This is a genomic window from Pararhodobacter sp. (assembly GCF_034676545.1).
Lineage (GTDB): Bacteria > Pseudomonadota > Alphaproteobacteria > Rhodobacterales > Rhodobacteraceae > Pararhodobacter.
The window spans coordinates 395257-421042 of sequence record NZ_JAUCBZ010000015.1 but is presented as its reverse complement, the minus strand read 5'-3'; the positions used below and the strand labels follow the sequence as shown (position 1 = coordinate 421042).

Sequence of the window (25786 nt, the reverse complement as noted above, 5' to 3'; positions counted from 1 at the left end):
GGCTTCCGCTGGCTGGCTTCCGGCAAGGTGGCTTCCGCAAACTGGCTTCCCTGGATTCCGCAAAGAATCCAGCGAGCCAAGATCGTGATTCCGCAACCCTTTGATAACGAGTCGCTTTTCCCGAGGTCACCCGGCAGGTGGATTCCGCCTGGATTCCCCGGTGAAACTGCCTGTCGCTAGCGAAACGCCGCGCTGCGCCCCCCCGCATACAAACGGGGCCGGGGAGGAACCTCGCCGTGGGGGGCGGAACGCGCGAACTTTCCGACTATGCGAGAAACCGACTACTGTGCTGCTGGCTTGGAGGGAAGTCAGCGCTCCCAGTTTCAGACCTGAAATCGATTCAACTCCAAATGAACGTTCCGGAGGCAAGAGGGTCGACATTCAACGGTGGATCTGTTGAAGTGCATACTGTCTTCTTAGCGTGGCCCTCAGACGTTGCGAGCTCTCGGACGAAGACCTTGGCACTGATGAGAAGTACTGAAGGGGCGGAAGACAAAGATGGAGCCATCGCTCAAGTATATTGATGTGAAGGATCTTCTTTTTGATCCTGAGAACCCACGGCTCCCCGGTAAACTTGCACATGCAGAAGAATCCGAAATCATTGAGTTCTTCATTCGGCAATGCAATTTGCCAGAGCTAATGATGTCGATAGCAGAGAAGGGGTTCTTTTCTGGCGAGCCAATTCTTGTTGTCAAGCAGTTGGATGGTAAGTTTCTTACGGTCGAAGGGAACCGTCGTCTGGCGGCGGTGAAGTTGATTTCTTCGGCTGATCCTGCACCCGTGCAGCAGAAACTGATCGAGCAAATTCGGGACAGCGCAAATCATCGGCCCACGACAATCCCTTGCTTAATTTTTTCTGCAAGAAGTGAAATTCTTCTCTACCTTGGCTATCGCCACATTACTGGCATCAAAGAGTGGGACTCTCTTGCCAAGGCAAGATATCTGAAGCAGCTGAGAGAAACTTTCGATGCTGATGATCACGTTGGCGCGCACCGAGCGCTGGCCAAGCAAATAGGAAGTAAGAGCGCGACAGTCGCGAAGATGCTTACCGGGTTAAAAGTCTTGGAGTATGCCGACTCAGAAGGTATCTTGGCGGAGTTAAAGCTCGAGCCAGATGATATCCCATTTTCGCTTTTGACCACTGGGATTGGATGGGAGAGTTTGGCTAACTTCATTGGCCTCGAAGGTCCTGGCGATGTGACATTAGCCGAGATCAGCAAAGATAGAACTTCAGAATTCTTCGCTTGGATTTTTTATAAAGTCGACGGACGCAAGACTAAACTAGGTGAATCTCGGAACTTTGAGAAGTTGGCACGAATCGTTAAAAGTTCGGAAGCACTAGAATCGCTTCGTTCGGGTGACTTTATCGTTTCAGCAGATTTGCTTACCGAGGGACCTCTTCAGGCAATTAGGTCTAATATTCAGATAGCAATAAATGCTATTGAGCACGCCCAGAGTTCCTTGAGGCTTGTCGAAAGTCTAAATGAAATTGATCAGGCTAGTGGAGATCGTCTAAAGAGGATGGCTAATATTTTAGCTTCCTCCATCACCGCAGTAGTTGCCGCTGGAAATCCAGATGATCAGTGAGTTAAAATGCTTTCTTTAAAAGAGCCGAAGAATTCTGACATTCATACAATCTGTGATTTTTGGGAGTTGCTTTGCTTAATGACACCCGATCAGGAGTGCTCACTCGACTATCTGAACGACTTTGTTTCCGACTATAGGGACAATGGCCGTGACGCATTTTCTGATGACGAGCTTTCGGACGTACTTGCCCAAGCATCTTGGCGGGAAGGTGCCTTCGGCAATTGGTATCCGTTTTCTGTTGACATAGACGGGCTGATCTCGGCAGAAAATCCCCTTACCGATCAGCAGAAATTTTACTTCTTTCTTCTGATTTGTTCTAATTTAGCCTTCGTCACTAATCGAACGCACTGGCAGCCGCTGACAGATGCTTTTGAGAGGGCAAGTCATAGTGCGCTAACAAGGATGTGGCCTTCATCTGGTGTTGCGGTACCGTTTGGTAAGAACACTACTGGGTATACTGGACCCAAGTGGGATCGGCTTAACTTGCTCGGATCGCAAATCGGTGGTCGCCCTAGGTTGACTGAAAGAGATTTTAGAGGCGGTGATGGTGGCGATGGCGGAATCGATTTAGCGGGCTGGCTCGACTTGGATTCACATGAGCCGAAGAATAAGCTGTCGATTTTAGCGCAGTGCGCATGCTCAAGGGAGGAATGGGTCAGGAAGCAGACTGAGATTTCCAGCGTGCGACTTGCAAATATGCTCAGCCCGACCGCACCTTGGATTGAGTGTCTCTTTTCTCCAGTTTCATTTCGTGACAATTTTGGGCAGTGGGCGATACCGTCTAGCGTCGCAAATATCGTTCTGATTGACCGGCTGCGATTGCTTAATTCAATTTCTCCGCCCGACGATCTTGCTGCCGTGGGTGTGCCCGCAACAGTTCAAGGGTATCTTCAGCAACGACTTGCGCTCGTTTAGCGTTGAGAATGCTGACCTAAGGACATGAATTTTAATTGCAAAAACTCACGATTTATATGTCCAATCCGTTCAGATTTCATGCGGCTCTATTTTTTGCATGATTATTTATGCAAAATAGTAAATGCTCGCCAATTGCTTTGCCAAGCAGCGGCGGGACCGCGTTCCCGACTTGAATGTACTGGTCGGTTTTCGAGCCAGAGAACTCAAAGGCGTCCGGAAACGACTGGATGCGCGCTGCCTCGCGTACCGAAATGGCGCGCTCCTGTTCCGGGTGGATGAACGCACCCCAATGGATGTCGCATTTAGTCAGAACCGTGCACGAAAGGCCGTCCCACTTCATCCGACCATAGCGCTTAGTGTGGTCCGAGCGCTTTGCCCTTTTCATCCCCGCTGGCAAGAGATCATGTGGGATGTCTCGCCAGCTTCCGCCAGCTGGAATATGGGCCAAGCGGTCCATGTTTGCTTTTCCGAGACGCGGAGCTGCGTGGTTGGTGACTAATTCAAGACCTTCCCGCAGAAGCCGCTGGAATTCAGACTGTGGCGGGCATGCGTATGCAACGGGTCCGGGGTCCTCGCCATTGGCTAAGATGGGAAGATCGCCAATAGCATCAGCGATTGTGACAAAGGGTAGCAGGCCTTCACCATGGGTCGGCGCCGGATGGGATATTGGAGCGCCAATCCGGTTTCCGATGAAAACAACGCGGCGCCGTTCCTGCGGTACGCCGTACTCTTCAGCGCGGAGCACTTTTTCCTTCACGTCATAACCAAGCGCGCGCATCTCGGTCTTGATCGCATGCACGGCCTCACCGCCGCCGATCGAGTAGATCCCAGCGACGTTTTCCATGACGATCCATTCGGGCTGCAACCCTTCCACAATCCGCAAGTACTCGCGAAACAAGGTCGCCCTAGCGTCGTGCATGCCACGCTGATGATTGTAAACCGAATAGGCCTGACATGGCGGCCCACCGACCAGTACTGTCAGCTCACCACGCTTCAGACCCGAAACTTCCATAAGGCGTTCCACACTCAGGTCTTGAATCGGCCCCGGTATGAATTTCGCGCCCTCGTGTGTTCGGGTGAATGTCTCTCCTGCTGCATCGAACATGTCGTTGCCCGCCAAGACTGAGAAACCGGCCATCTCAAGACCGGCAGAAAGCCCGCCAGCTCCGCAGAAGAGATCAATCGCTGTGTGTGCCATGTCCGCCGCCCGCCTTTTTGTTCTCTTTTTGTGCTGTATTTGACAAGAATTTGTTAATCCGTCAACGATTCATGTCCTGCTCTTCGCGCCGATCCTGCCCTCGAACTCCTGAAGCGATACAGGAATGCCGCCAGTCAACCCCTCAATGGCACTTTCCAGCGTGGTAGAAAACTCCTGAACGACGGTCAAGTGATGAACCGGGCTCCCGGGGCGCCGAACAAAATCGACCAGAAACCAGATCACATCCGCGTTGGACACATGGTTCACAGGGCGCATCGCGCCCATCGACATAAAGAATGGCAGGTCAACCACGATAGCCATCTTCTTGCCCCAACGGCGCAAGGTCGGCACCTTGATCTGCAACTGTGGCATCAACCGCTTTGGGCCACTTGACCGATAGTCTGGACGACGTCCCTCGACGGGCATGGAAATGGCACCGCCAGTGTCGATCAAGTGCCTAAATTCGATGCTCATCTCACGCCCCGAGAAGTAAACGGCCTGTATCTCGACAGCCGTCCAGTCCATCGGATGCCCGACCGGTGAGTTGGACTTAACCAATATCATGTCTATCCTACCGACGTCCTCACCAGCGGCGCTATCCAGATTGCCGGTCGACTCCAAGAAGCCGACCTCTCCCGCTTGCGTTGGTTTAGGATCGCCAAGCAGGCAATCGCCAATGTGCTGGAAGACCGTGTTCTCCTGGTGAAACCGATAGGGACAAAGCGCCCGGATCATCCCGCGTTCGCCTGCTACTGGCTCAACCTTGTCTGTCTCGTCGCTGTAGAGGCGAAGAGAACAAACGCCGCCCGGCTTGGTACATGTCGGGTGGGCGGAGTCGGTTCGAAATGGACAGGTCTTCTCATATTGGTCCTGGCGGGCAAGATTCGCGCGCAGAGCTTCTAGTCTTGCCTGTTCCCGAGGCTTCAGATCACCATGGGATGCAGCTTCCTTCAGTTGGATCAGTCGGTCGACGTCTACTTTCTTCATGGTCGCCGAGCCGACCTTGTGACCTGCAAATGCAACGCGCTCAGCTTGCGTCAGATCCTCGAAGGGCTGACCATACCATTCAGCTATATGAAAACGTTCTGCCATGATTTCTCCCCCGCAGAGTACAGAGGACATTGCCTTACAGGCCCTGTCAATCAAGCGGCGGCTCCCAAGGTGAAGTTATGCACAAGATGATGCGGTCTGGTATCAGACGGTCGGCGGTTGCAGGGCCAAGTTCCCCGTAGGGACGCGCGGCGAAGTACATCATCCACCTCCTATTCAACAATTCAGGATCTCTTGTCCAAGTTTTGAAGCCCACGGCCGCACCTTCGGCATTGCGCATGTTACCTCGACCTCCCGCAACATCCCGCCCTCAATCAGCCCATCCCGGACCCAGTCCAGCGCCTGCCACCAGTCGTCATAACCGCGCCGGGCAGATGCGATCTGTTCCGGATGCGGTCGCCAGGTGACCGGGCAGGCGAGAATGTCTATGGTTTTCCAGGTGCCGCGCGCTGTCGGGCCGCGCGTCCGGATGCGTTCGGTGCCCACGACGACGGTGCCGACGTGCGTGCCGTGCTGGTTCTGCTTGACGATGGTCGGCACGCAGCGCGGGACGACGCCCGGCATCCAGTCCGGGGTCATGCCAGCACGCGCCAGTTCGGCCACCTGGATCGCCATGCGGATGCCGCCGAGGCTGTCGGGCATGCCTGCGACGGTGGCGGCGATCACCTCGGCGTCAGGATGGGTATAGCTGCCCATCTTGTGCTGGCCGCCATCCACTTTGCAGCCAAGCATGGCACGTTGCAGCAGGACGTATTCCAGGCCGAAGCCGAAGCCTTCCTCGGTCACGTCCTTAGGCGGCAGTTCCAGCTGCGCTTGTTCCACCCGGAATGTCCATTCCAGCGCCGCCTGCACGCCTAGCGCGCGTTTGATCTTGCTGCCGCCCGCGCGGCCGATCCGTCCCTGCATGGTCATGGTTGCATTCCTTCAAACAGGGACATCTGCGCCGGGCGCTGGGCCGCATCCGTCGGCCGCCAGATCCACGGGCCCGAGGCCATGGGCAGCTGCGAGAGCGCGCCACGCATGTGCTGCTGCCAGAGGGTGAACTCCATTTCCGAGCAGGCGCAGAGCGCGTGCCCGATGGGCCAGCCCATCAGCCATCCGACGAAGAGCGGGTTCAGACGCCGCCGTGACCGGCCCTTGAGGATCCGCCGCGAGACGACGCGCCCATGCGAGGCAATCATCGAAGCCCAGAGCGGGCGCGAGATCGGGGCGTGCGACGAGGGCTGTAGCCCATCCGGCATGATCGCCGGGGCCGGGCGGGTGAAGCCCTGTTCCGCTCGGTAATGCAGGATGTCCATCCGGGACTTGCCATCGGCCCGGGTGATGCTGGCCTCGCTTGATCCCTTCCAGTTCTGTGCGGCCGGTGTTGGCCACTGCAGTGCCTGTGCTGACAGCTTCGGTTCGCCCCGGCTGTTGATCTTGCCGCGGAGCCGATCCATCTGGTCGTCCGCCACCGGCGTTTGCCATTGTGCGGCTTGCGCTGGTAGCGGTGGCATTCCCCCCGAACCATAGCTCTGGCCTGGACCACCCTTCGTACCATCGGTGGCCTTGGGCGTCGACCAGTTGGTGATGCCCAGCGCTAGCGCCTCCGCCTTGCGGGTAAAATCGCTGTTCCCGGCCGGGTTGTAGCTGGCGGTGCCGGGATGCAGGCTCATCGGTGTGGGCCAGGATGAAGATGCGGAGCCGCTGGTGCGGCGCGCCGACTTCTGCCGCGCTGAACAGACCCGCCGCAGGCGTATAGCCCAGTCCCCAAAGGTCTCGCAGGACGGATTCAAGGCCGAGGGTGACGTGACCGGGCACGTTTTCGAGGAAGACCCACTCGGGGCGGCATTCCCCGATGACACGGGCGACGTCGGGCCAGAGGTGTCTCGGATCATCGGCCCCGCCGCGTTTTCCCGCAGCGCTGAACGGCTGACAAGGATATCCAGCGAGGACGATGTCGAAAGCACCGCGGAAAGGCCGGACATCGAAACTGCGGAGATCATCCCAGATCGGGGCCGGGGCGAAATACCCTGCGCGCTGGGCGGCGATGAGAACGGCACGCGGCCAGTTGTCCCATTCGACAAAAGCGCGGGTGTGAAAGCCAGGTTCGGCGAGCATGAGGCCCAGATCAAGGCCTCCGCCGCCTGCGCAGAGGGACAATCCGTGCCGGGGACGTGACACCATGCCATTCACCGTATCCCCCGCTCGCGCAGGCGTTCGGCCGTAACCAGCCCCCGGCCAAGCATGGCATCGCGCATGGTGTTGCTGATCGCGCTGACTGGCAGGTATCCGTCTGCGTTAACGATCTTGGCGTAGAAGGCGGGGAGGTCGGTGATCGGCTTTGCCGCTGGTGCTGGCACCGCCTTCGGCTTCCGCCGTTTCCGCCCTGCATCCTCAGTCTTGCGCTGGGCAGCACGCTGCATCGCCCGGTTCAGCGCCTTCGGCCCATCGGGCGGTTCGGGGTGTTCCTGGCGGGACGCCTCGGCAGCGGCGATGATCTCCGCCTCGGTGAGCCCCAACTCGTCGCGCCAGCGCTGGACGTGCAGCCGGGGTGGCCAGCCTTGCCACCAGCCGGGCAGGGCGGTGAAATCGAGGCCCAGCGCCAAAAGCACTTCCCCGAAAAACAGATCAGAGATCGCTGCGCGTGCTTGCGCGCCCTCCTCCTCCTTTACTGGTTTATTTAGGGGTTCTCTTACAAGGTTAGTCTCCGGATTTCGGAGATGGCTTTGGGCAAAATCCGGAGATGGCTTTACCGGAAATCTGGAGATGGCTCCATCACCGGAATCCGGAGTTGGGTCGGGGTCCTGTTCTTTCTCCGTTCCCGAAAACCCGTGTCCGGTTTCCGGAGTTGGCTCTTGTGGAAAGCCGTCTTCGAACCCCAGGATGTAGCGGGTCGCTTGGCGCTTGTGCGTGCGGGGATCATGAACGCGAACCCGGTGGATCAGGCGCAACGCTTCCAGCTTTGCGAGATGATCATTTAGCGCAGAAATCGACATCTCCGCGTCGTCGGCCAGCCGTGCTTGCGTCGGGAAACAGCCGAAATCCGGGTTGTGCCGATCGCAGAGAAACCAGAGCACGATCTTGGTGGCAGGCTTCAACCCGCGTTGCTGGATGGCCCAGACCGTTGCCTTGTGGCTCATGGCGCCACCCTCCGCGCTGGAAGCTGCGCTCGGCTGGTGAATCCGTTGTCGGCCAGCGCGCCCAGCGCGTCGTCGACCGAGCGCACCAGCGCCCAGCCAAAGCCCTGCGCGCAGACGGTGTCGCGGAAGACCTCCTGCGATTTGCGCAATCGACCGGTTTCGCTTTTGACCTCGAGGAAAAGCACGCGGCCGCCGCAGATTACGATCAGGTCGGCAAACCCGGCATGGACGCCCATGCCGACGAGGATCGACTGCCGCTTCGCGCCGCGGGGCCCGGCCTCGGTCACCTCGTTCGCGCAGTGATGGACGACGGCGTCGCGGGGCAGGGCGAAGCGCAGCGCCTGCACGATGGCGCGCTGCGCATCAGCTTCGGGTGTGCTGCGCCGGTTCATGCGGCACCGCCCTTCGGGAAGGCGGCTGCTGCGACAACATGCAATGGCCGAGGGTCCAGCAAGCGCAGCAGGTCAATGGCATCGCTGCATTCGCGGGCATCGTCGGTCTGGCCGACGACAACACGTGCCGCCAGGATGACTAGCGAGTCCGGATGCCGCGTGGTGTCGGCCAGGACGCCGCGCGCCTCGGTCAGGCGGTCGTGCATCCAGTCGCCGGAGCCAGAGGTCGGAACGAGGGGCAGGTGAGGCATCGGCGCGTTCATCGCCGACCCCGCGACGTTGTCTTGCGTGCCTGTTCTCTGGCCTCGAGCCAGCTGCGCACGGTGCTGCGCCGGTAATAGACTTTGCGCCCGAGTTTGATGCTTTGCGGTCCGGTTCGCCGCATATCCCACCGCCACAGCGTGTCCTCAGACACCCCGAGGCTGATCGCCAGATCATGCCGACTGATCCAATCCTCCAGCAGGCCGATGTCGGGCCCTGACTGGTTGCTGTCCTGCGTATCCAACATCCGTGATTCCTTCCCCTTTTGCGCCCGATTGCGGGCGATTGCGTCTCGGGGGCAGGGGAGCAGAGGACGAGGGGTGGCAGGGTGGCATAAACCGGCGTATTCAACGCGCCTTTCGTGCCACCCCTTGTTTTTATGACGTTTTTCGAATTATCGCCGTCAAGACGTGGGCGAGTTGTGCTGTCGCATTAACAACCTTTGATTGCACGGCCAGGGTGCAGCTGGGGAACCCTCGGCACGTCAGTGACCAACGCCGCGCGCGCCTCTCATAAAAACCTAAAAAGGAAGTAGCGATGGCTTTACCGGCACGTGTTTTTTGGAAGTTGGAAAATTTGGCAGTGCGCTGGGGGTGCTCGCCTGGTGACATTGTGGGGTGGGCCACGGAAGGCATTATTGAAATCGTGACCAGCATCGGGAAGGTTCAATGCAGCGGAACCGAGCCGCAAGTTGGCTTGGTGGTGGTCTGCGCAGAGGACGTCATGCCGTTGTTTCGGGGCAATCGCTCGGATCCCAAGGCCTGCTTGATCTGGCGCATCCGGCCGCAGGGCACCGACACATGGAAGATCATCACCGATCCCGCCCAAGGCGTGACTATCGAATTGGACGATCTGTTGGTGACTGCAAAAACCGCCCAGCGCTTTGAAGACGAGTACGATCCGCTGCACCGGGTCCATGTCAGCCCCGGGCGGTCATCACGGCACGATTGGGAGGGGATGCTTCAGGCCCTGATGATCAGGTTGTTCGAACATGGGTTGCCGGAATCGCAGACTGATTTTGTGGCTGAAGGTCAGGAATGGTTCGTGGCAAACGCCAAGGATGGTTCCGTTCCGGATGAAAGCCAGATCCGGCGCAAACTCAGCCCGATCTGGCGGGCCCTGAAGAAGCCGCAATAGACCAACGATCCTCATTGACCTGTGGCGTTGATGCCTGTTCAGGGCGAGTTCAGCGCCCGCCCTGAACAACACGCAACTTCGGCTTCATCATCTCCGCGACCGCATTGACCCCGTCCCGCAGCGGCGAGTCCATCATATGTGCATAGCGTTGCGTGGTGCGCATCTGCGAATGCCCCAGCAGTTTGCCGATCATTTCCAATGAGGCGCCGCCGCTGACCAGCAGCGAGGCGAAGGTGTGGCGCAGGTCATGGATCCGCACACCCGAAATTTCAGCCTTGGTCTGGATCTGACGCCAGAAGCAGCGGATTTCCTTGACCGGCTGGCCCGGCACATCGCCGGGGAACAGCCACGGACAATCCCGATGTACGGCGGTTTGCCTCTGGCGCACAATGGCGGCCACATCCGGCGAAATCGGCAGGCGGTGGATCTTGCGCTGCTTGGTGGTGGTCGCAGGCTTCGACCATGTGGCAAACTCGAGGTTGAACTGCTCAAACCGCGCGCAGCGCACTTCGCCAAGACGGGCCCCTGTCAACATGCACATGCGTATGATGTTGGCGGCGCGCTGGTCCTCGGCTACGGCCAGCGCGCTGGCCAGACGATCAATCTCGTCCATGCTCAGATAGCGTTCGCGCTCGGTCTCGATGCGCCGGTGAAACCCCATCGCAGGGTTGTCGGGACGCATCTTCCACTGGACGGCGAGGTTGAACATCTTGCGCAGGACCTCGCCGGTTCGGTTGGCACGGATCGGCGTCGGTTTCGATCCTTGCAGCTTGCGGGCGCGATTGTTGGGTTTGGCCTTGGAGGGGCGCGCGCGGCCCTTGGCCACTTGGGCGAGCAGTCTGTCGACATCATCCAGCGTGACCTCCTCGACCAGTTTGTGCTTCCAGACCGGCTGCACCAGTTTGCGCAGCATGGAAATTTGGTCGGTGCGGTTGGTCGGGGCCAGATTGGGCAGGTGGGTTTCGATATAGCGGTCGATCAGATCGGGGATCCGGGGGGCCGACATCCCGGTTTCCCGTTCGCCCAGCGGATCGCCTCCATCGTCGATGATGCGACGCAGCGCCTTGGCCTGTTCGCGCGCGGCGGTAACTGTCCATTCCGGCCATCTGCCGATGGTGAAGCGGCGCTGGCGGCCTTTGACCCGGTAATCCAGCGTGAAATTCCTGCTGCCCGATGTGAATACGCGCAGCGAAAACCCCCGCACGTCCTCGTCGAAGACCTGGTAAATCCCCGTCCGAGGCTCCGCCGCCCTGACCAGTTTTTCGGTCAGCTTTTCCCTTTGCGCCATGATGAACCACCTCCGTGCTGACGTGACACAGGCGTGATCCGCGCTGCAGTTCAACTCAAACATCGACCGAAGGGGTGGCAGGGTGGCATAAAGCGGCAGATAGAAACGCAGGCTGGTACCGGTCCCTTTTTGTTCTGCTGAGGTGAGTGAAAATGGGTGCAGCCTGCTCCATTCGGGTGGAGGACTGGCATTCGAGTACTTCGACGGCATTTAAGCACAGCGCAGCAAGATGAATTGCTTTGCAGACGCAGCGCGCGCCCGGCCCAGAGCGGTCGCATCTGCCAAGTGGGCAGCCAGATTCCGGCTGATCTGAGACGGTCATTTGTGTCGAACGCGATGCAGCGGCACGCGATCGAAATACTCGGCTATCGAAAACTCATCGATCAGAATGCCCGTACTATCCCCGCAGACTATGCGGAGCACCTTCGCGATCTTCAGCAGGCGCGTCTGTTTCACCAGCAGTTCCAGCGGACGGAAGTGACGAATGCACGCGGGCACTTCGCACGTCAAAGGGCGGACATGTGAGCTCTGAAACTGCGCAAACTGGGTGGTAGGCTGGGGTAACTCTTTGACCGAGAGGGCCATCTTGACGCGGCGAATATCGGTTTTTCTGAGGGGGATAGCTTGTCGAAATAGCTGTCGGGCGCGGTGGCCAGGGGGATCCAGTTCGTGGCATTGGCCATGTGTCCAGCTCCACCATTGGAGCTGAGTGCATTTTCCCTGGCTGGCATCTTGCCTCAGGGTGAAAAGGCACGCTCCGGCTTGCTGCAGCGATCATCACGGAAAGACTTAGAAATTGACCGACAACCGTTGTTACCCTAGCCTCTCATCAGAAATCCTCGGCTGGCTGGAGCAATCAGAATGAATTCAATACTTGATCGGCTTACGGAACGTCAGTGTGAAACACTTAAGGCTTACGTCAATAATGAACAACCATTTGGACCTGAGAACGCAAAATTAGTCAAAGATGATTACTCTCGATTTGTACTCTTCAATGACGATAACGTCTTTTCGCAAGAATATCGAAGTAATCCAAGAATTATAATTGGCCGCAGGGGATCAGGGAAAACAACCATTACATCGAATACGAAATTCATAGATGAGCATACGTACATTCTGAATGTCCAGCCCGAAGAGGCACTTGCTACGATACAGGCAATCGCCTTTCCAAATAAAGGGGCAGATGGGCAGTATGTAGAGTCAATCGCGAAAATCTGGAAGGTTTTTTTCAATACATTGCTCATGGTTGAGCTGTGCAAGAAACATCCTGGGGCAAAGCTAAGTCCAATAAAAAAGTATTTGGCTCAAACCAAAATCCCAATCGAATCAACTCTTGTCGGCGTAATGGGAGCATTCCGAAACAAGGCGGAAAACCTTGGCAATGGAGTGGCGTCATTCGTGATTAGTGCGTTCCTCGAGGCACTGAATAATAGTGACTCGGGCTATGTCCCAGCAAAAGATGAGCTCGACAGGTATTTGTCCGAATCTGACGAAACTGCAATCATTATAATTGATAGTATTGAAGATTATCACCTGAGTATTCCCGAAAAAAAACATGTCATGGGGGGGCTATTGAAGTGCGTTGGTGAGTTCGGAGACCAAAGACGGAGCATAAGGCTGTGCCTTCCCGCTGAAAGTTATTTCGAGGTTCGCAAGTGTTCGAAGAACCCACTAAAGGACTTCAATAGAAATCTTCTGCTCCAATGGCTAGCCTCAGAGATCTTTGGCGTAATCGCGTGGCGGTATCAGATATTCAACAGACTATATGATCGGACGACGTATGATAAATTGAAGCTCAATGGCTATGACCGGTCTGGAAGCTTAAAGACAATTCATAGCCTCCTGCCTCAATCGCTAACCAATGGAATCGGGCTTGAAGAGCCAACCATTACATACTTGATGCGGCATACTCAGTTGCTACCGAGGCAGGCGATTTTGATCCTGAACACAATGTTCTATCGGGCGAATGGAAAATTAGGAGGCCTGAGTCAAGTATCTGGGCAAGATATAGTTAGGGCCATCACCAGCGTCGAAAGTACACTGTGTGAAGAAGTATTCACAGCATATGAGCACAAGTATCCGCTGGCCTATGAGCTCGCAAAGAACTGTCTTCCGGAGCTGCATCGCACTTTCTCAGATGGCGATTTGCATCGTGTCTACAATCGTCATGGCAAGGTGGTTTTTGACAAGGCGAATGAAGAATTGGATTTTCGAGAATTCAAGACGATGTTGGTTGAAATTGGGGCAGTTGGTCGAGTTAAGAATCGTACCGGAATCTATGCAGAGTCAGAGTTTGAGTATGCAATGCCTGGAAGACTTTCACTAAGTGTCGAAGATGAATTGTGCTTGCATCCAATTTTTTCTGGCGAGTTTAGTTCAAGCAAGAACTCGAGCAACGGTTTCGTTGTCTATCCCCAAAAGGAGTGGGTAGAAGGCGAGTCTGGAAGAAGCCTAAGAATTACCATTGGGGACAGATAGCTTTACCCTTTCGGCAGCGCGTCCTTGCGGGGCTTTTTCCGCGCGGATGTCCACAAGGATCTGTCGGTCGTCGTCGTCGCTCGCCAAGACCCGCGCGCGCGTTCTGGATCTAGTTCAGGAAGGGCTCGGGCGACGATTCGGCGAAAGTCTCCAATGCGAGGGCGGCCTCATGCGCGAAGGGGCAAGCCTTGAATATTGAGTGCCGGACGCGATTTCCTTGAAATCTTAGATAACCCACAGGTTGCGGTTCTGATACAATGCTCGCGGCTAAACGATCTAGATTAAGTGGTCTTGCCCCGATGGTAGTCAACGCTAAGTCAACGGACATATGCAGTTTTGGGCAAATCCAGAACGGTTGAATGAAGCCGAATGTTGCCGGGTGCAGTCGAAAAAATACGTGAGAACAAACGCTTATCGCCTAAGTCATTGAAGTGTATCAGCCATTGGAATTGCTCAGGTTTTGGCTCATAACCTGAAGGTCGTAGGTTCAAATCCTACCCCCGCAACCAAAAAATCACATGTTATCAAATGCTTGCAAGCCTCCTGAACGGGAGGCATCTTGCGTTCCCAATTCTTGTCAACGCCTGGTCAACGTTTGAAGAGGCCCCCTGATAAATCACGGGCTTTTGCGTCTGGCAACGTCAAAAGCCTTGTGGCAGCATCGCGCCATGATCGAATTCCGCACCCTTCCCAATGAACTTGCTGAATCTCGGATTCACTGTAAGCGTCGGGGCTGACTGCTCTGCCGTGGGCTTAGAGTGCCGGATAGTGTCCACCAACGATAGTGGACACTATGGGTGCGTGATGGCGCGTCGGACGAAGCGGCTTTGGACGGACGAGGAGAGGCGGTCGATCTGTTTGTAGACGACGGCACCGGGTGTGTCTGTGGTGCGGGTGGCGCAGCGCTACGCGATGAACACCAACCTGATCTTCAAGTGGCTGCGCGACCCTAGGTATGCGCCGGAGCCCTCGGCGGAGCCGGATGAGGCCTGTTTCCTTCCCGTCGAGATCGTCGATCGGCCCATGCACGACGATGACGGAGCCGCCGCTGATCCGGTGCCTGCGGCGGGCGCGATCGAGATCGACAAAGCGGATGGTCACCGGCTGCGGATCAGTGGAACCTATGATCCCGAGGCGCTGGCCCGGCTGATCCGGGGCCTGTCCGGATGATCCCGGTCCCGGCAAACACCCGCGTGTGGCTGGCGGCAGGCGTGATAGACATGCGGCGCGGGTTAACCACGCTCGCGGCCCAGGCCGAGACGGTTCTGAAGCAGGACCCGTTCGCCGGGCACATGTTCGTCTTCCGCGGTCGGCGCGGTGATCTGATCAAGATCATCTGGTGGGACGGCCAGGGCGAATGCCACCGGTGCCGCGGACGCGCTGTCATCGACTACCAGCTCCGCGAAGATCGGAAACGGGCGGTCCAAGGTTGGGGAGCAGTGCAACAGCACCTGAACGCCGGCATCCCGAAGGCGTGGTCAAGTATTGCGCCGCTTTCGCCCGGGTCGTCGCGCCGAACCAGATCCGACTTCAATCGATTTCAGCACCACGTCCACAGCGGATTGGCGGCCCGTGCCCATCACCTTGTCATACTGGCTCAACAGACCGGCCGAGGGGCGCATAATCTGCTCGCAACGCAAATCGCGCGCATTCTTGGCCTGCGCGCTGCGCAAAGCCTGACCAAAATCCGCCAACCGCTGCATCGCATCGGATCCACTTTCGGTCTGAAGGTAGAGCGTGATGACCGGCCCCACCTGCTGCCACAAGCTGCGCACCAGTCGCATCGTGACGGGCCGATCCGCCGCGGCATAAAGAGCGAAATAGAAGTCGCGGTTCAGACGCAAGAAGTCCGAAGGCGCGTCCTCGGCCCTCAGCAAGCCTTCCAGCCGTTCCAGCAGGGCATCACGTGTCGCTTGGTCCAACGACCGGACGGCGCGTTCGGTCAGGTCGCCTTCAAGTTCGGCGCGCAGCTCTGACATCTCTGCGAATTCTGCCGCCGTATGCACCCGCACACGGGCCCCCCGTTGAGGCTCGACGACCAGGGCCTCGTCAGCGGCCAACCGGCGGACCGCGTCGCGGACTGGCATCAGCGAGGTGCCGAAGGACTGGGCCAGCGCGTTGAGGTTCAGCATCTCGCCGGGTCGGAACGCGCCGGCCATCAGGGCCTCGCTGAGCTGGTCATGGACGAGATCCTGCATGCTTTTGGTTTCGATCGGTCTGAGCACGCTGTTCTCCCCTGTCTCGTGACATTCCTAGCCATCGCTGCATGGCGGGTCAAACAAGCAATTGACAATGGCGTCAGCAAGCTAATATCTAAGATAATAGTTTAGGGAGGAATGCAATGTTTCGTCATCCAAGCAACCGGGCCGCACTGGCTGTTCTGGCCACGACCACAATCCTGTCAGGGCCGCTGGCCGCGCAGGCGCAAACGCTGACCCTGCGCACGGGATCTGACTTTGACACGCTGGATCCGGCACAGGTCCGGATTTCGGATGGGTACCAGATGATCACGGGCCTGTACGACCGGCTTGTGGCGTTGGATGCGCAGGGTGCTCCGGTGTCGCATCTGGCTGAACGTTGGGAAACCGACGGGCTGTCCACCGTCTTTCACCTGCAGTCCGGGGTGACCTGTTCGGATGGCACGCCCCTTGCTGCCACGTCTGTTGCGGCATCGCTGAATCGCCTTGCGGACCCTGAGACCAACGCCCCTTACCGCGTCCGCACCTTTGGTGAACCCGTCGCCACCGCGGTTGCGGACGATGCGGCCGGAACGGTGACCGTAACCCTCGGCGCGCCCTTCAGCGATCTGCTCGTGGGGTTGGCGATGCCGTGGGCGTCGATCGTCTGCCCGGCCGGGTTGGCCGATCCCGAAGCGCTGGCGACGACCCCGCAGGGAACCGGCCCTTACGTGCTCGATGCCGAGGCCTCGTTGCGTGGATCGTCGATGGTGTTGCAGGCGCGTGACGATTACGCTTGGGGGCCCGAAGGGCGCGGTATGGATGACGCCGACCGACCGGAAACGCTCGTTGTCCGGGTGATCGGGTCGCACACAACTGCGGCGAACGAATTGCTCGCCGGCAGTCTCGATCTGGCTTTCGTCATCGGGCAAGATGCCGAGCGGGTCGATGCCGCGGGGCAGTTGGAGCGCCGCGACGCCGTACCCTTCAACAACCAGTTCTTGTTGTTCCAGCACGCCGACGGGGCGGCCACCGCGGATATCCGCGTGCGGCGCGCGCTGTCGATGGCGGTCGAGCGGGATCTGGCGATGCTGGCGGCGACGGCAGGGGCCGGGGCGGTGGCGTCCAGCTACATCACCCCGCTGGTGTCGTGTTACGATGAGACCTCGGAAAGCCAGATGCCGATCCCGGATGTCGACGCGGCGCGCACATTGCTGGCCGAAGCTGGGTACGGCCCCGACAACCCGCTGGCGATCCGCTTGATCGGGTTGCCCGCACTGCAAGGGTCGGCCCCCGAATACCTGCTGGAAAGCTGGCGGCAAATCGGTGTCGAAGTGGACCTGAGCAACCTGACACTTCAGGAAAGCCCCCCGGCACTGGCATCCGGGGAATGGGAGGTGGTGCTGTTCCCGCTTGGTGCCCCGATGCCGAGCGCAAACACCGTCTCGGCCTATGTGACGGGTGACGGGCCGCCGAATTTCGGAAACGTCTCGAACGCGGCGTTCGAGGCCGCTCAGCAGGCGGCGATGGTGGCCGCACCCGACGCGCCCGAACGGTGCGAGAATTGGGCGGCGGCGCAGCAGGCGCTGATCGATCAGGCGAACATCCTGCCGCTCTTTGCCTTCACCACGTCGTTCTTCAGCCGTCCGGGCATCAGATATGATGTCGCCGGTCCGTTCGTGCTGGACCTCGGCTCGATCCGCGTGGCCGAGTGATGCAAACCGTGCTGTCCCCTCTGGCCCGGCTGGCACTTGCACGGCTTGCCCAGATGGGGGCGGTGCTTCTGGTGCTCGTGGTACTGACCTTCCTGATGGTCCAATTGATCCCCGGTGATGCCGCGATGCGCATCGCCGGGCCCGAGGCCACCGCCGAGTATGTCGCGCGGCTTCGCGTGAGCCTTGGCCTCGACCAGCCGCTCTGGGTGCAGTTCTGGCACTATGCCACGGGGGTGATGCAGGGCGATTTCGGCATCTCGATCACCACCCGCCAGCCCGTCGCCGAATTGCTGCGCGACCGGTTGCCCTACACGCTTGCGCTAGCCGGTTTGGCGCTGCTGTTCGTGGTGGTCGTGGGCTTCGCGCTTGGTCTCGCGGTGGCGATCCTGACCCGCGAGGGGCGCCGGGCCTGGTTGGATCATGCGTTTACCAGCCTCGCCGGACTCTTTGGCGCCGTGCCCGAATTGATCGCCGCCATCGCGCTGGCCTTCGTTTTCGCGGTGTCCCTGCAATGGCTGCCCGTGTCCGGTGCCTCCGGGGCAACGTCGGTGATCCTGCCGGTTCTGGCCATCGGCCTACGCCCTTCTTTCAATTTCGCTCGCGTGGTTCGGTCCGAGGCGCGACGCGTCCTGCGGTCGGATTTCATGCGTACGGCGCGGGCCAAGCGGCTGCCGGGATGGCGGCTGTGGCTGGTTCACCTCGCACCGAACGTCGCGACCGCCGCGCTGACCATCGCGGGGCTGATCTTTCCCTACCTGATCGGCGGTGCGGTGATCGTCGAGAACGTATTCGCATGGCCGGGTCTGGGCAGCGAGGTGGTGCGCGCGGTGGTCACGGCCAACCTGCCGGTGGTGCAGGCCATCGTGTTGTTGCTGGGTGTGCTGGTCGTGGTGACCAACCTGATCGTTGATCTCTTGCTGGTGCTGATCGATCCGCGCAGGAGGCAGGCCGTATGACCCGCGCCGCATCCTTCAAACGCCTGACGGCGACGCAGGTCATCGCGCTGGCCGGCCTGGCGGGCCTGATCGCCGTCGCGTTGGCGGCCCCACCGATCGTGGGCGATACCGCGACGGCGATGAACATCCGGTCTGCGCATCAGACGCCATCGGCTGCGCACTGGTTCGGAACCGACGCCCTTGGGCGCGACCTGTTCGGCCGGACCCTCGTGGCGGCACGTCTATCGCTGGGGCTGGCGCTGGCGGCGACGCTGGTCAAGCTGACCCTCGGCGTTGCGCTGGGCATGGGGCTGGCGACTGCGTCGCCGCGCGTCCAGGCGATCGGTGCCCGTGTCATAGACTCGGCGCTTTCCTTCCCGGCGATCCTGCTGGCGATCGTGGTTACCACGATCATCGGACCCGGTGTCGCCGGGGCCGTACTGGGCGTGGGGATTGCAGGCATCCCGGCTTTCGGGCGGCTTTCCTACACCCTGTCGACCGGCATCATGGCGCGCGATTACGTGGCGGCCGCCCGGGCGCTTGGGATGGGACGCCTGGCGATCATTCGCCAGCATGTCCTTCCAAACATCTCGGATACATTGGCCGTAACCACCGCAGCCGCGCTGGGGATTTCCATTGTCGAAATCGCCTCGCTTAGTTTTCTGGGACTGGGGGTGAACCCACCGCTGTTCGACTGGGGCCGGATGTTGGTCGAAGGAACGCAGGTGATCTATTCCAACCCGATGGCGGCATTGGGTCCGGCACTGGCGATCGCGCTGGCCGGACTGGTGTTCAGCTATGCGGGCGAGGCGGTTTCGGCGCTGATGCAACCCGCGCAGGGCCGGGTGGCGAGGCCCGGTGCCGCATCGTCGCTTTCGGCGCAGAAACTCGTCGCGCAGGGCGACCCCGTGCTGGCGGTCGAGGATCTGCGCATAGCCTTTCCTGCGGGCGAGGCGGTGCGCGGTGTCTCACTGGCCTTGGGCAAGGGCCAGGTCGTCGGGTTGGTGGGCGAATCCGGCTCGGGCAAGACGCTGACGGCAATGGCCTTGGCGCGGTTGGGGACACATCCCGCGCGCGAAACCGCCGCGCGATTCGATTTCCTCGGGCAGGACGTGTGCGCCTTGACAGGCGCCGTCCGCGACCGACTGTTGGGCACCGGGTTGGGCGTGGTCTTTCAGGATCCGGCCACGGCGCTGAACCCGGCCCTGACCATCGGCGCGCAACTGACCGAAGCCCCGCGCCACCATCTTGGCCTGTCGCGGAGCGCGGCGCGAACCCGCGCCGAAGAAGCCCTGCGCGCTGTGCATATTCCTGCACCCCAGTCCCGGCTGGATCAGTATCCGCACGAGTTTTCCGGCGGGATGCGGCAACGCGCGATGATCGCCATGGGCATGGCGATGCGTCCCGCCTTGATCGTCGCCGACGAGCCGACAACGGCGCTGGATGTCACCGTGCAGGCGCAGATCCTGCACCTGCTGCGGCAGGCCAACCGCGATGATGGCACGGCAGTGCTGCTGATCTCGCACGATCTGGGCGTGGTGGCGCAGCTGTGCGACCGGGTGATGGTCATGTATGCCGGGCGCATCGTCGAACAGGGGTCGGCGGCGCGCATCGTCTCGGAACCCCGCCACCCCTATACGCGCGCCCTTATCGCGGCGATCCCCGATCTTGAAACCCCGCGCGGTGCCACGCTGGGGGCCATACCCGGGGCACCGCCTTCGCTGGGGTCCTTTGCGCCGGGCTGCGCCTTTGCCCCGCGCTGTCCGCAGGCCACGGATCTTTGCCGAACCGAATGCCCGCCCGAGTTTGGCGACAGCGAACAGCGGGTGTCGTGTTGGCTGGAGGCAGGCACATGAGTTTGGCCTGTGACGCCCTGTCGGTGCGCTTCGGCACCCTGCGTGCACTCGATGGCGTCAGCTTGCGGCTGGAACCGGGGCGCACGCTGGGGCTCGTGGGCGAGTCGGGGTCGGGCAAATCCACGCTGGGCCGGGCTCTGGTGCATCTGTTGCCGCTCGGCGGCGGGCGGATTACGCTGGACGGGGTTGACGCCACCGCGCCAAAGCGGGCGGCAAGTCGCGCCTATCGCCAGCGCGTCCAGATCGTTTTTCAGGACCCCTCCGCTGCGCTGGACCCGCTGATGAGCGTGCGCCGCGCCATCGGGCAAGGGTTGCGGCTGGCTGGGAACCGCGATCCACAGGCCCTGCCAAGGCTCCTCGAAATGGTGGGCCTGTCGCAGGCGCTGGCCGACAGGCTGCCGCACGAGTTGTCAGGCGGCCAGCGCCAGCGCGTTGCCATCGCCCGCTCGCTGGCGGTCAACCCGCAATATCTGGTTCTGGACGAGGTGACCTCGGCGTTGGACGTGTCGGTGCAGGCGATGGTTCTGAACCTGCTGCGCGACTTGCAGCGGGAGCTCGGTCTTGCCTACTTGTTCATCTCGCACAACATGGCCGCAGTAAAGGCGGTGTCCGACGATGTGGCGGTGATGTATCTGGGCCGGATCGTCGAGCATCGCCCGGCCGCCGAGTTCTTCGCGGCCCCGGCGCATCCCTATGCCAGGGCACTGCTGGATGCGGTGCCGCGGCTGACAGGGCGCATGGACTTCGCGGCCGCCACGCTCCTTGGTGAGCCACCGGACCCGCGCGACCCGCCATCGGGCTGCCGGTTTCATACGCGTTGCCCCGTGGGTCCCTTGCACCGGTCCGACCGTGCGCTTTGTCGCACGGACCCGCCCGAGGGTCTGGTTGCCTGCCATTTTCCCCTGACGACGAAGGATCCCGAATGACCGCCACAATCTCTTTTTCGCGTCGATTGAGCGATCTTGCGCAGCGGCAGCCCGACGCCCCGGCCATCACCTTCGCGCCTCTTGAAGGCCCTGAGACGACGTTGGGCTTTGCAGCGCTCGACGCATGGGTCGAGGCACTGGCGCAATTCCTCACAGCCCGGGGCGCAAGGCCGGGGCGGTTGGTTGTGTTCTCCTTGCCCAATGGCCCGTTGCATTTCGCGCTTGCGCTTGCCGTCTGGCGCTGTGGGGCCTGCAGTCTTCCGTTGAGCCCGCGCGCGCCACAAGCTGAGTTCGAGGCGACGGTCGCGCTGCTGGACACGCCCATCGTGATCGCCGACCGGTCAGGGGCGACCGTATCCCCCTCGGCCTTGCCCGGCCCCGGCGCGCCCCATGGCCCGCGCCTGCCCGATGTCATCGCCCACCCGGGCAAGGCGATCGGCTCTGGCGGGTCCACCGGTCGGCCCAAGATCATCGTCGATCCTGCACCCTGGGCGCGGGTTCCGGGGGCCTTGGGCCTGCTGGAAACAAACGGGATCCGACCCGGTCAGGTGCAACTGGTGGCCGGCCCGCTCTATCACAACTCGCCATTCTCATGGGCGCATCTGGGCTTGTTCGAGGGGCATCGCCTGATCCTGATGGAGCGTTTCGATGCCGCCCGTGCCGTCGATCTGATCGAACGGCACCGCATTCAATTCGGTTTCATGGCCCCGACCATGATGGCGCGGATCGCCAATCTGGACGGCATCGACGGGCGCGACCTGGGCAGCATCGAGTCCATCTTGCAGACCGCTGCCGCCTGTCCGGGCTGGCTCAAGCGGCGGTGGATCGACCTGATCGGGCCCGACGCGGTGATCGAGGCCTATGGCAGCAGCGAGGGCGCGGGCTTTACCCTGATCACCGGGCGCGACTGGCTGGAGCACCCGGGCAGCGTCGGACGGGCGACGGGCTGCGCGCTGCGCATCCTCGGCGAGGACGGGCAAGACCTGCCAACGGGCGAGGTGGGCGAGGTCTATATGCGCCCGGCGTGTCATCCGATTCCGACCTATCGCTATATCGGTGCAGAGCCTACCAAGACCACGCCGGACGGGTTCGTATCGGTGGGGGATCTGGGACATGTCGATGCCGAGGGCTGGCTGTATCTGGCCGACCGGCGCACCGACCTGATCATCACCGGGGGTGCCAATGTCTACCCGGCCGAGGTCGAGGCGGCGCTGACCGCCCAACCCGGTGTCGCCGATGCCGTGGTGATCGGCCTGCCCGATCCGGACTGGGGCAAGCGGGTGCATGCCATCGTTGAACCGGCGGCAGGCACGGCGCTGGACTCGAAGGCTCTGACTGACGCGCTGCGCGAAACCCTTGCCCCGTACAAGCTTCCCAAGACGATCGAGTTTCTTCCAATGTTGCCGCGCGACGAGTCTGGCAAGATCCGGCGCGCCGCACTGGCCGCCGAACGCAGCGAGGCCGTGTCATGAACCTGCGCGACATCTGGATCACCGGGGTAGCCGAAACCCCGCTGGGCGTGGTGACCGACCAGTCCGAACTGTCGATGGTCGCCGGTGCCGCGCGTACGGCGCTGGCCGAGGCGGGGCTGACCCTGCGCGACGTCGACGGGCTGTTCGTGAACTACATGGGCGAGGAGGGATCGGTGCAGGTTGCCGAGTACCTGGGGATCACGCCCAAATGGTCGGACAGCACCGATCTGGGCGGTGCCGCCTTCGAAGCACAGGTGCTCAAGGCGATGGCGGCGCTGTCGGCGGGCCTGATCGATGTGGCGCTGATCACCTACGCCTCGCGCCAGCGTTCACGTCGGCTGCGACCGCGCATCGAGGACCTGCCACTTACCGGCACCCCGCTGATGCATCTGCTTGAACACCCGACCGGTTTGCCGGTACCGCTGGGCCGCTACGCGCTGATTGCGGCGCGCCACATGCACGACTACGGCACGACCGAGGAACAACTGGCCGAAATCGCCGTCGCGGCGCGTTCCTGGGCGGCGTTGAACCCCAAGGCGTTCAAGCGCGACCCGTTGAGCGTGGCCGATGTTATGCACTCGCCCCGCCTGTGTAACCCGCTCAAGGTGTTGGATTGCTGCCTGGTCACCGATGGCGGCGGGGCCTTGGTGCTGACCCGCGGCGACCGCGCGCGCGATGCGGCGAAACCCGCCGTGCGGGTGCTGGGCGCCGCCGAGGGGATCAGTCATTGGCACATTGCCCAGATGCGCGATCTGACCGTGTCACCCGGCGCGCAATCAGGCCCGCGCGCTTTTGCCATGGCCGGGATCACACCCGGCGATGTGGATGTCCTGCAACCCTATGACAGCTTTACGATCACCGTCTTGCTGGCGCTCGAAGACCTCGGGTTCTGCGCCAAGGGCGAAGGCGGGGCCTTCGTGCAGGGCGGTCGATTGGCCCCTGGTGGAGCCCTGCCCGCGATGACCTCTGGCGGGGGGTTGTCCTATTGCCACCCCGGCGCGCTGGGCTTGCTGCTGCTGATCGAGGCCGTGCGGCAACTGCGCGGCGACTGCGGCGACCGGCAGGTGGCGGACGCAAGGATCGCCGTCGCCCACGGGGTTGGCGGCTTCATGTCTACAGCAGGAACGGTGGTGCTGGCCCATGACTGACATCGCGAAAACACTTGAAACGCTGATCGGAATGGACCCTACGCTGGCCTCGTTCTGGCAGGGGGTCACCGAAGGGCAGGTGATGATCCAGCGCTGTGGAACCTGTGGAGCCCACCAATTCCCGCCGCGTCCATTCTGTCTGGAATGCGATGCCGAGCGCCCGGATTGGGTGGTCGCCACGGGGCAGGGGGTCGTGCACAGCGTCACCGTCAGCCATTTGCCGCCGAACCCGGGGCAGGCGATGGTTTTGATCGACCTGAAAGAGGGTCCACGTCTGCTGATGCAGGCCGAGGGCGCGCCGCGCGTCGGACAAACGGGCGCGGTGCGCTGGGCCGAGGGACCGAGCGGTCAGCCTGTGTTGCGGTTTCGCGCCGAGGGCGCCGGGTGATGGGTCGGCTCGAAGGACGCACGGCCCTCGTCACAGGCGGGGGCCGGGGGCTGGGTCGAGCACACGCGCAATATCTCGCCGCGCAGGGGGCCAATGTCGTGGTCAATGACTTGGGCAGCGATCTTGACGGCGCAGGTACCGATGCCAAACCGGCACAAATCGTGGTCGACGCCATCACCCAAAGCGGCGGCCATGCCGTCGCCTGCCAGAGTGATGTGGGTGACTGGGATCAGGCCGGTGCCAGCGTTGCCTGCGCGATCGAAACGTTCGGCGGCCTCGATATCCTGGTCAACAATGCCGGGATCCTGCGTGATCGGACCTTGGCCAAGATGAGCGAGAGCGAATGGGATGCCGTGATCCGCGTGAATCTGAAGGGCCACGCTGCACCCGCGCATCACGCTGCCGCCTATTGGCGCGCCGAAGCGCAGGCAGGCCGACGCCGCGCGGCCTCGGTCATTCACACAACGTCGGTCGCGGGGTTCTCGGGCAATCACGGTCAGGCCAACTATGCGGCAGCCAAGCTTGCAGTGGTGGCGCTTTCCCACACGATGGCGATCGAGGGCCGGTCCTTCGGGATGCGCTCGAACGCGGTATCCCCCGCAGCGCGCACCCGGATATCGCAAGACAGCGTCACTCCGCTTTCGGACCCCGATGCCTTCGATGCCCTAAATCCGGCCAATGTCTCTCCGTTGATCGGATGGCTAGCCGAGGCGGGGTGCACCGCCAACGCGCAGGTGTTCCATGTCTTTGGTGACAGCCTTTTCGTGATGGCTATCCCAGCGGTCGCTGCAAGGCTTTCAAACCGCGGACTTGCTTGGACCGCCGAGAATCTCGATGCCGCGCTAGCAGAGGCGTTGGTTGACCCCATTCCTTCCACCCATTTCTTCCAGGAGTTCCAATGAGCACACCGCATCACTTCAACACCGTCTCCATCATCGGTTCGGGGATAATGGGGTCCGGGATCGCACAGGTCGTTGCCGCCTCCACGGGTGCTACCGTCCATCTTTGCGATCTTGATCGGGCGCGTCTCGACGGGGCGCTCGACCGGATCGAGAACGGGCGCTTCGGGCTGCGGCGCAGCGCCGAACGCGGCAGGATTTCGCCGGGGACGTGGAGGCGATCATGGCTAGGATCGAGGCGCATACCGACCTTGCCGCCGCATGCGCGGCGACGGACCTCGTGATCGAGGCCATCCCCGAGGACATGGCGCTGAAATGCAGACTGTTTCGCCAACTTGACGACCTGTGCCCCGACCATACCGTATTGACCAGCAACACCGCCGGCCTGCCGATTACTGCCATGGCATGGGCGACACGGCGGCCTGACAAAGTCGTCGGCTGGCATTGGGCGCAACCAACGGCCGTCATCAAGCTTGCCGAGATCGTGATCCATGCGGATACGGACCCGGTTGTCGCCGAGAGGGTGTGCAGCTTCGCGGCCGCCTGTGGCAAGAATCCGGAAAAGATACAGGACAACCCGTTCGCCTGGGGCTTCGTCGCCAACAGGATCTTTGACGCCGCGCACAAGGAAGCGCTCCGCGTCGTCGAGGAAGGTGTGGCGACTGCCGAGCAGGTCGACCGAATCCTAAAGGATTCTTATCGCTGGCCCGTCGGACCCTTGGAGATGCGAAGCCAGAGTAGTTTCGAATAACCCGGGTCTTGATCCGGGCCGCCTCGCACAGCCCCGCACCTGCTCCCTCAACACCGTGTAATCCGCCAGCCACCCCACAATCGCTGCCCCC

Annotated in this window: 25 protein-coding genes and 3 pseudogenes; 16 read left to right on the top strand and 12 right to left on the bottom strand. The window is 61.0% G+C overall.

Annotation, left to right across the window (positions count from 1 at the left end; all coding sequences use genetic code 11):
* Positions 1-498 precede the first annotated feature (498 nt).
* Together VDQ28_RS05475 and VDQ28_RS05470 are read left to right on the top strand one after the other, a co-directional pair.
* A complete protein-coding gene (locus VDQ28_RS05475; protein ID WP_323034975.1) occupies positions 499-1587 on the top strand; it encodes a ParB N-terminal domain-containing protein in 1089 nt (362 codons plus the stop codon).
* 6 nt (positions 1588-1593) lie between these two features.
* The gene (locus tag VDQ28_RS05470; RefSeq protein WP_323034974.1) at positions 1594-2502 is read left to right on the top strand and encodes a hypothetical protein; all 909 of its coding nucleotides are present in this window, start codon (positions 1594-1596) and stop codon (positions 2500-2502) included.
* Between the two features lie 76 nt (positions 2503-2578).
* On the opposite strand, the gene VDQ28_RS05465 is transcribed toward VDQ28_RS05470, so the two are convergent.
* The 9 genes and pseudogenes from VDQ28_RS05465 to VDQ28_RS05425 all read right to left on the bottom strand — a co-directional run bounded on the left by VDQ28_RS05465 (position 2579) and on the right by VDQ28_RS05425 (position 8772).
* Positions 2579-3700 (bottom strand): DNA cytosine methyltransferase, encoded by a 1122-nt coding sequence (locus VDQ28_RS05465; RefSeq protein WP_323034973.1) that lies wholly within the window; start codon positions 3698-3700, stop codon positions 2579-2581.
* Positions 3701-3769: 69 nt separating this feature from the next.
* Positions 3770-4792, bottom strand: a complete 1023-nt coding sequence (locus VDQ28_RS05460; RefSeq protein ID WP_323034972.1) for a NotI family restriction endonuclease — start codon at positions 4790-4792, stop codon at positions 3770-3772.
* A gap of 174 nt (positions 4793-4966) precedes the next feature.
* On the bottom strand, positions 4967-5662 hold the full coding sequence (locus VDQ28_RS05455; RefSeq protein ID WP_323034971.1) for a hypothetical protein: 696 nt from the start codon (positions 5660-5662) through the stop codon (positions 4967-4969).
* The gene (locus tag VDQ28_RS05450) at positions 5659-6405 is read right to left on the bottom strand and encodes a DNA methyltransferase (protein WP_323034970.1); all 747 of its coding nucleotides are present in this window, start codon (positions 6403-6405) and stop codon (positions 5659-5661) included. Before VDQ28_RS05450 ends, VDQ28_RS05455 begins: the two co-directional genes overlap by 4 nt.
* A 25-nt stretch (positions 6406-6430) precedes the next feature.
* Positions 6431-6850 (bottom strand): annotated as a pseudogene (locus VDQ28_RS05445) (DNA cytosine methyltransferase); the annotation flags it as partial.
* 71 nt (positions 6851-6921) lie between these two features.
* Positions 6922-7872 (bottom strand): helix-turn-helix domain-containing protein, encoded by a 951-nt coding sequence (locus VDQ28_RS05440; protein ID WP_323034969.1) that lies wholly within the window; start codon positions 7870-7872, stop codon positions 6922-6924.
* Positions 7869-8264, bottom strand: coding sequence for a VRR-NUC domain-containing protein (locus VDQ28_RS05435; RefSeq protein WP_323034968.1), 396 nt, complete (start codon positions 8262-8264; stop codon positions 7869-7871). Before VDQ28_RS05435 ends, VDQ28_RS05440 begins: the two co-directional genes overlap by 4 nt.
* Positions 8261-8515: a hypothetical protein gene (locus VDQ28_RS05430; RefSeq protein WP_323034967.1), complete on the bottom strand. Its 255-nt coding sequence runs from the start codon at positions 8513-8515 to the stop codon at positions 8261-8263. Before VDQ28_RS05430 ends, VDQ28_RS05435 begins: the two co-directional genes overlap by 4 nt.
* Before the next feature lie 8 nt (positions 8516-8523).
* The gene (locus VDQ28_RS05425) at positions 8524-8772 is read right to left on the bottom strand and encodes a hypothetical protein (RefSeq protein ID WP_323034966.1); all 249 of its coding nucleotides are present in this window, start codon (positions 8770-8772) and stop codon (positions 8524-8526) included.
* 290 nt (positions 8773-9062) lie between these two features.
* Here VDQ28_RS05425 and VDQ28_RS05420 point away from each other — a divergent pair, with 290 nt between their 5' ends.
* Entirely contained in the window at positions 9063-9662 is a 600-nt protein-coding gene (locus VDQ28_RS05420; protein WP_323034965.1) for a hypothetical protein, read from the top strand.
* Between the two features lie 49 nt (positions 9663-9711).
* Here VDQ28_RS05420 and VDQ28_RS05415 read toward each other — a convergent pair whose 3' ends face one another.
* Together VDQ28_RS05415 and VDQ28_RS05410 are read right to left on the bottom strand one after the other, a co-directional pair.
* Entirely contained in the window at positions 9712-10950 is a 1239-nt protein-coding gene (locus VDQ28_RS05415; RefSeq protein ID WP_323034964.1) for a site-specific integrase, read from the bottom strand.
* A 318-nt stretch (positions 10951-11268) separates the two neighbouring features.
* Entirely contained in the window at positions 11269-11406 is a 138-nt protein-coding gene (locus VDQ28_RS05410) for a hypothetical protein (protein ID WP_323034963.1), read from the bottom strand.
* A 405-nt stretch (positions 11407-11811) separates the two neighbouring features.
* Between VDQ28_RS05410 and VDQ28_RS05405 the strand changes: the two genes are divergently transcribed.
* From VDQ28_RS05405 to tnpB, 3 genes and pseudogenes are all read left to right on the top strand, one after another.
* Entirely contained in the window at positions 11812-13428 is a 1617-nt protein-coding gene (locus tag VDQ28_RS05405; protein ID WP_323034962.1) for a P-loop ATPase, Sll1717 family, read from the top strand.
* Positions 13429-14307: 879 nt separating this feature from the next.
* Entirely contained in the window at positions 14308-14598 is a 291-nt protein-coding gene (locus tag VDQ28_RS05400; protein ID WP_323034961.1) for an IS66 family insertion sequence element accessory protein TnpB, read from the top strand.
* A pseudogene (gene tnpB, locus VDQ28_RS05395) lies at positions 14595-14789 on the top strand (IS66 family insertion sequence element accessory protein TnpB); the annotation flags it as partial. The gene VDQ28_RS05400 and the pseudogene tnpB, both read left to right, overlap by 4 nt.
* A gap of 117 nt (positions 14790-14906) precedes the next feature.
* Here the strand turns inward: tnpB and VDQ28_RS05390 are convergent.
* Positions 14907-15653, bottom strand: coding sequence for a GntR family transcriptional regulator (locus VDQ28_RS05390; RefSeq protein WP_323034960.1), 747 nt, complete (start codon positions 15651-15653; stop codon positions 14907-14909).
* Between the two features lie 116 nt (positions 15654-15769).
* On the opposite strand from VDQ28_RS05390, the gene VDQ28_RS05385 reads away from it, so the two are divergent.
* From VDQ28_RS05385 to VDQ28_RS05340, 10 genes and pseudogenes are all read left to right on the top strand, one after another.
* Positions 15770-17320 carry an ABC transporter substrate-binding protein gene (locus VDQ28_RS05385; RefSeq protein WP_323034959.1) on the top strand — a complete coding sequence of 517 codons (1551 nt, stop codon included), beginning with the start codon at positions 15770-15772 and terminating at the stop codon, positions 17318-17320.
* Positions 17321-17328: 8 nt separating this feature from the next.
* Positions 17329-18276, top strand: coding sequence for an ABC transporter permease (locus VDQ28_RS05380; RefSeq protein WP_323034958.1), 948 nt, complete (start codon positions 17329-17331; stop codon positions 18274-18276).
* Positions 18273-20111 carry a dipeptide/oligopeptide/nickel ABC transporter permease/ATP-binding protein gene (locus VDQ28_RS05375; protein WP_323034957.1) on the top strand — a complete coding sequence of 613 codons (1839 nt, stop codon included), beginning with the start codon at positions 18273-18275 and terminating at the stop codon, positions 20109-20111. The genes VDQ28_RS05380 and VDQ28_RS05375 overlap by 4 nt, the downstream gene beginning before the upstream one ends.
* Complete coding sequence (locus VDQ28_RS05370) at positions 20108-21037, top strand: oligopeptide/dipeptide ABC transporter ATP-binding protein (RefSeq protein WP_323034956.1); 930 nt, start codon at positions 20108-20110, stop codon at positions 21035-21037. Before VDQ28_RS05375 ends, VDQ28_RS05370 begins: the two co-directional genes overlap by 4 nt.
* A complete protein-coding gene (locus VDQ28_RS05365) occupies positions 21034-22509 on the top strand; it encodes an AMP-binding protein (protein WP_323034955.1) in 1476 nt (491 codons plus the stop codon). Before VDQ28_RS05370 ends, VDQ28_RS05365 begins: the two co-directional genes overlap by 4 nt.
* A complete protein-coding gene (locus tag VDQ28_RS05360; protein WP_323034954.1) occupies positions 22506-23657 on the top strand; it encodes an acetyl-CoA acetyltransferase in 1152 nt (383 codons plus the stop codon). Before VDQ28_RS05365 ends, VDQ28_RS05360 begins: the two co-directional genes overlap by 4 nt.
* The gene (locus VDQ28_RS05355) at positions 23650-24045 is read left to right on the top strand and encodes a Zn-ribbon domain-containing OB-fold protein (protein WP_323034953.1); all 396 of its coding nucleotides are present in this window, start codon (positions 23650-23652) and stop codon (positions 24043-24045) included. Before VDQ28_RS05360 ends, VDQ28_RS05355 begins: the two co-directional genes overlap by 8 nt.
* The gene (locus VDQ28_RS05350) at positions 24045-24947 is read left to right on the top strand and encodes an SDR family NAD(P)-dependent oxidoreductase (protein WP_323034952.1); all 903 of its coding nucleotides are present in this window, start codon (positions 24045-24047) and stop codon (positions 24945-24947) included. Before VDQ28_RS05355 ends, VDQ28_RS05350 begins: the two co-directional genes overlap by 1 nt.
* A pseudogene (locus VDQ28_RS22560) lies at positions 24944-25455 on the top strand (3-hydroxyacyl-CoA dehydrogenase family protein); the annotation flags it as partial. The gene VDQ28_RS05350 and the pseudogene VDQ28_RS22560, both read left to right, overlap by 4 nt.
* Complete coding sequence (locus VDQ28_RS05340) at positions 25429-25695, top strand: 3-hydroxyacyl-CoA dehydrogenase family protein (protein WP_416349418.1); 267 nt, start codon at positions 25429-25431, stop codon at positions 25693-25695. The pseudogene VDQ28_RS22560 and the gene VDQ28_RS05340, both read left to right, overlap by 27 nt.
* The last annotated feature ends 91 nt before the right edge of the window (positions 25696-25786 follow it).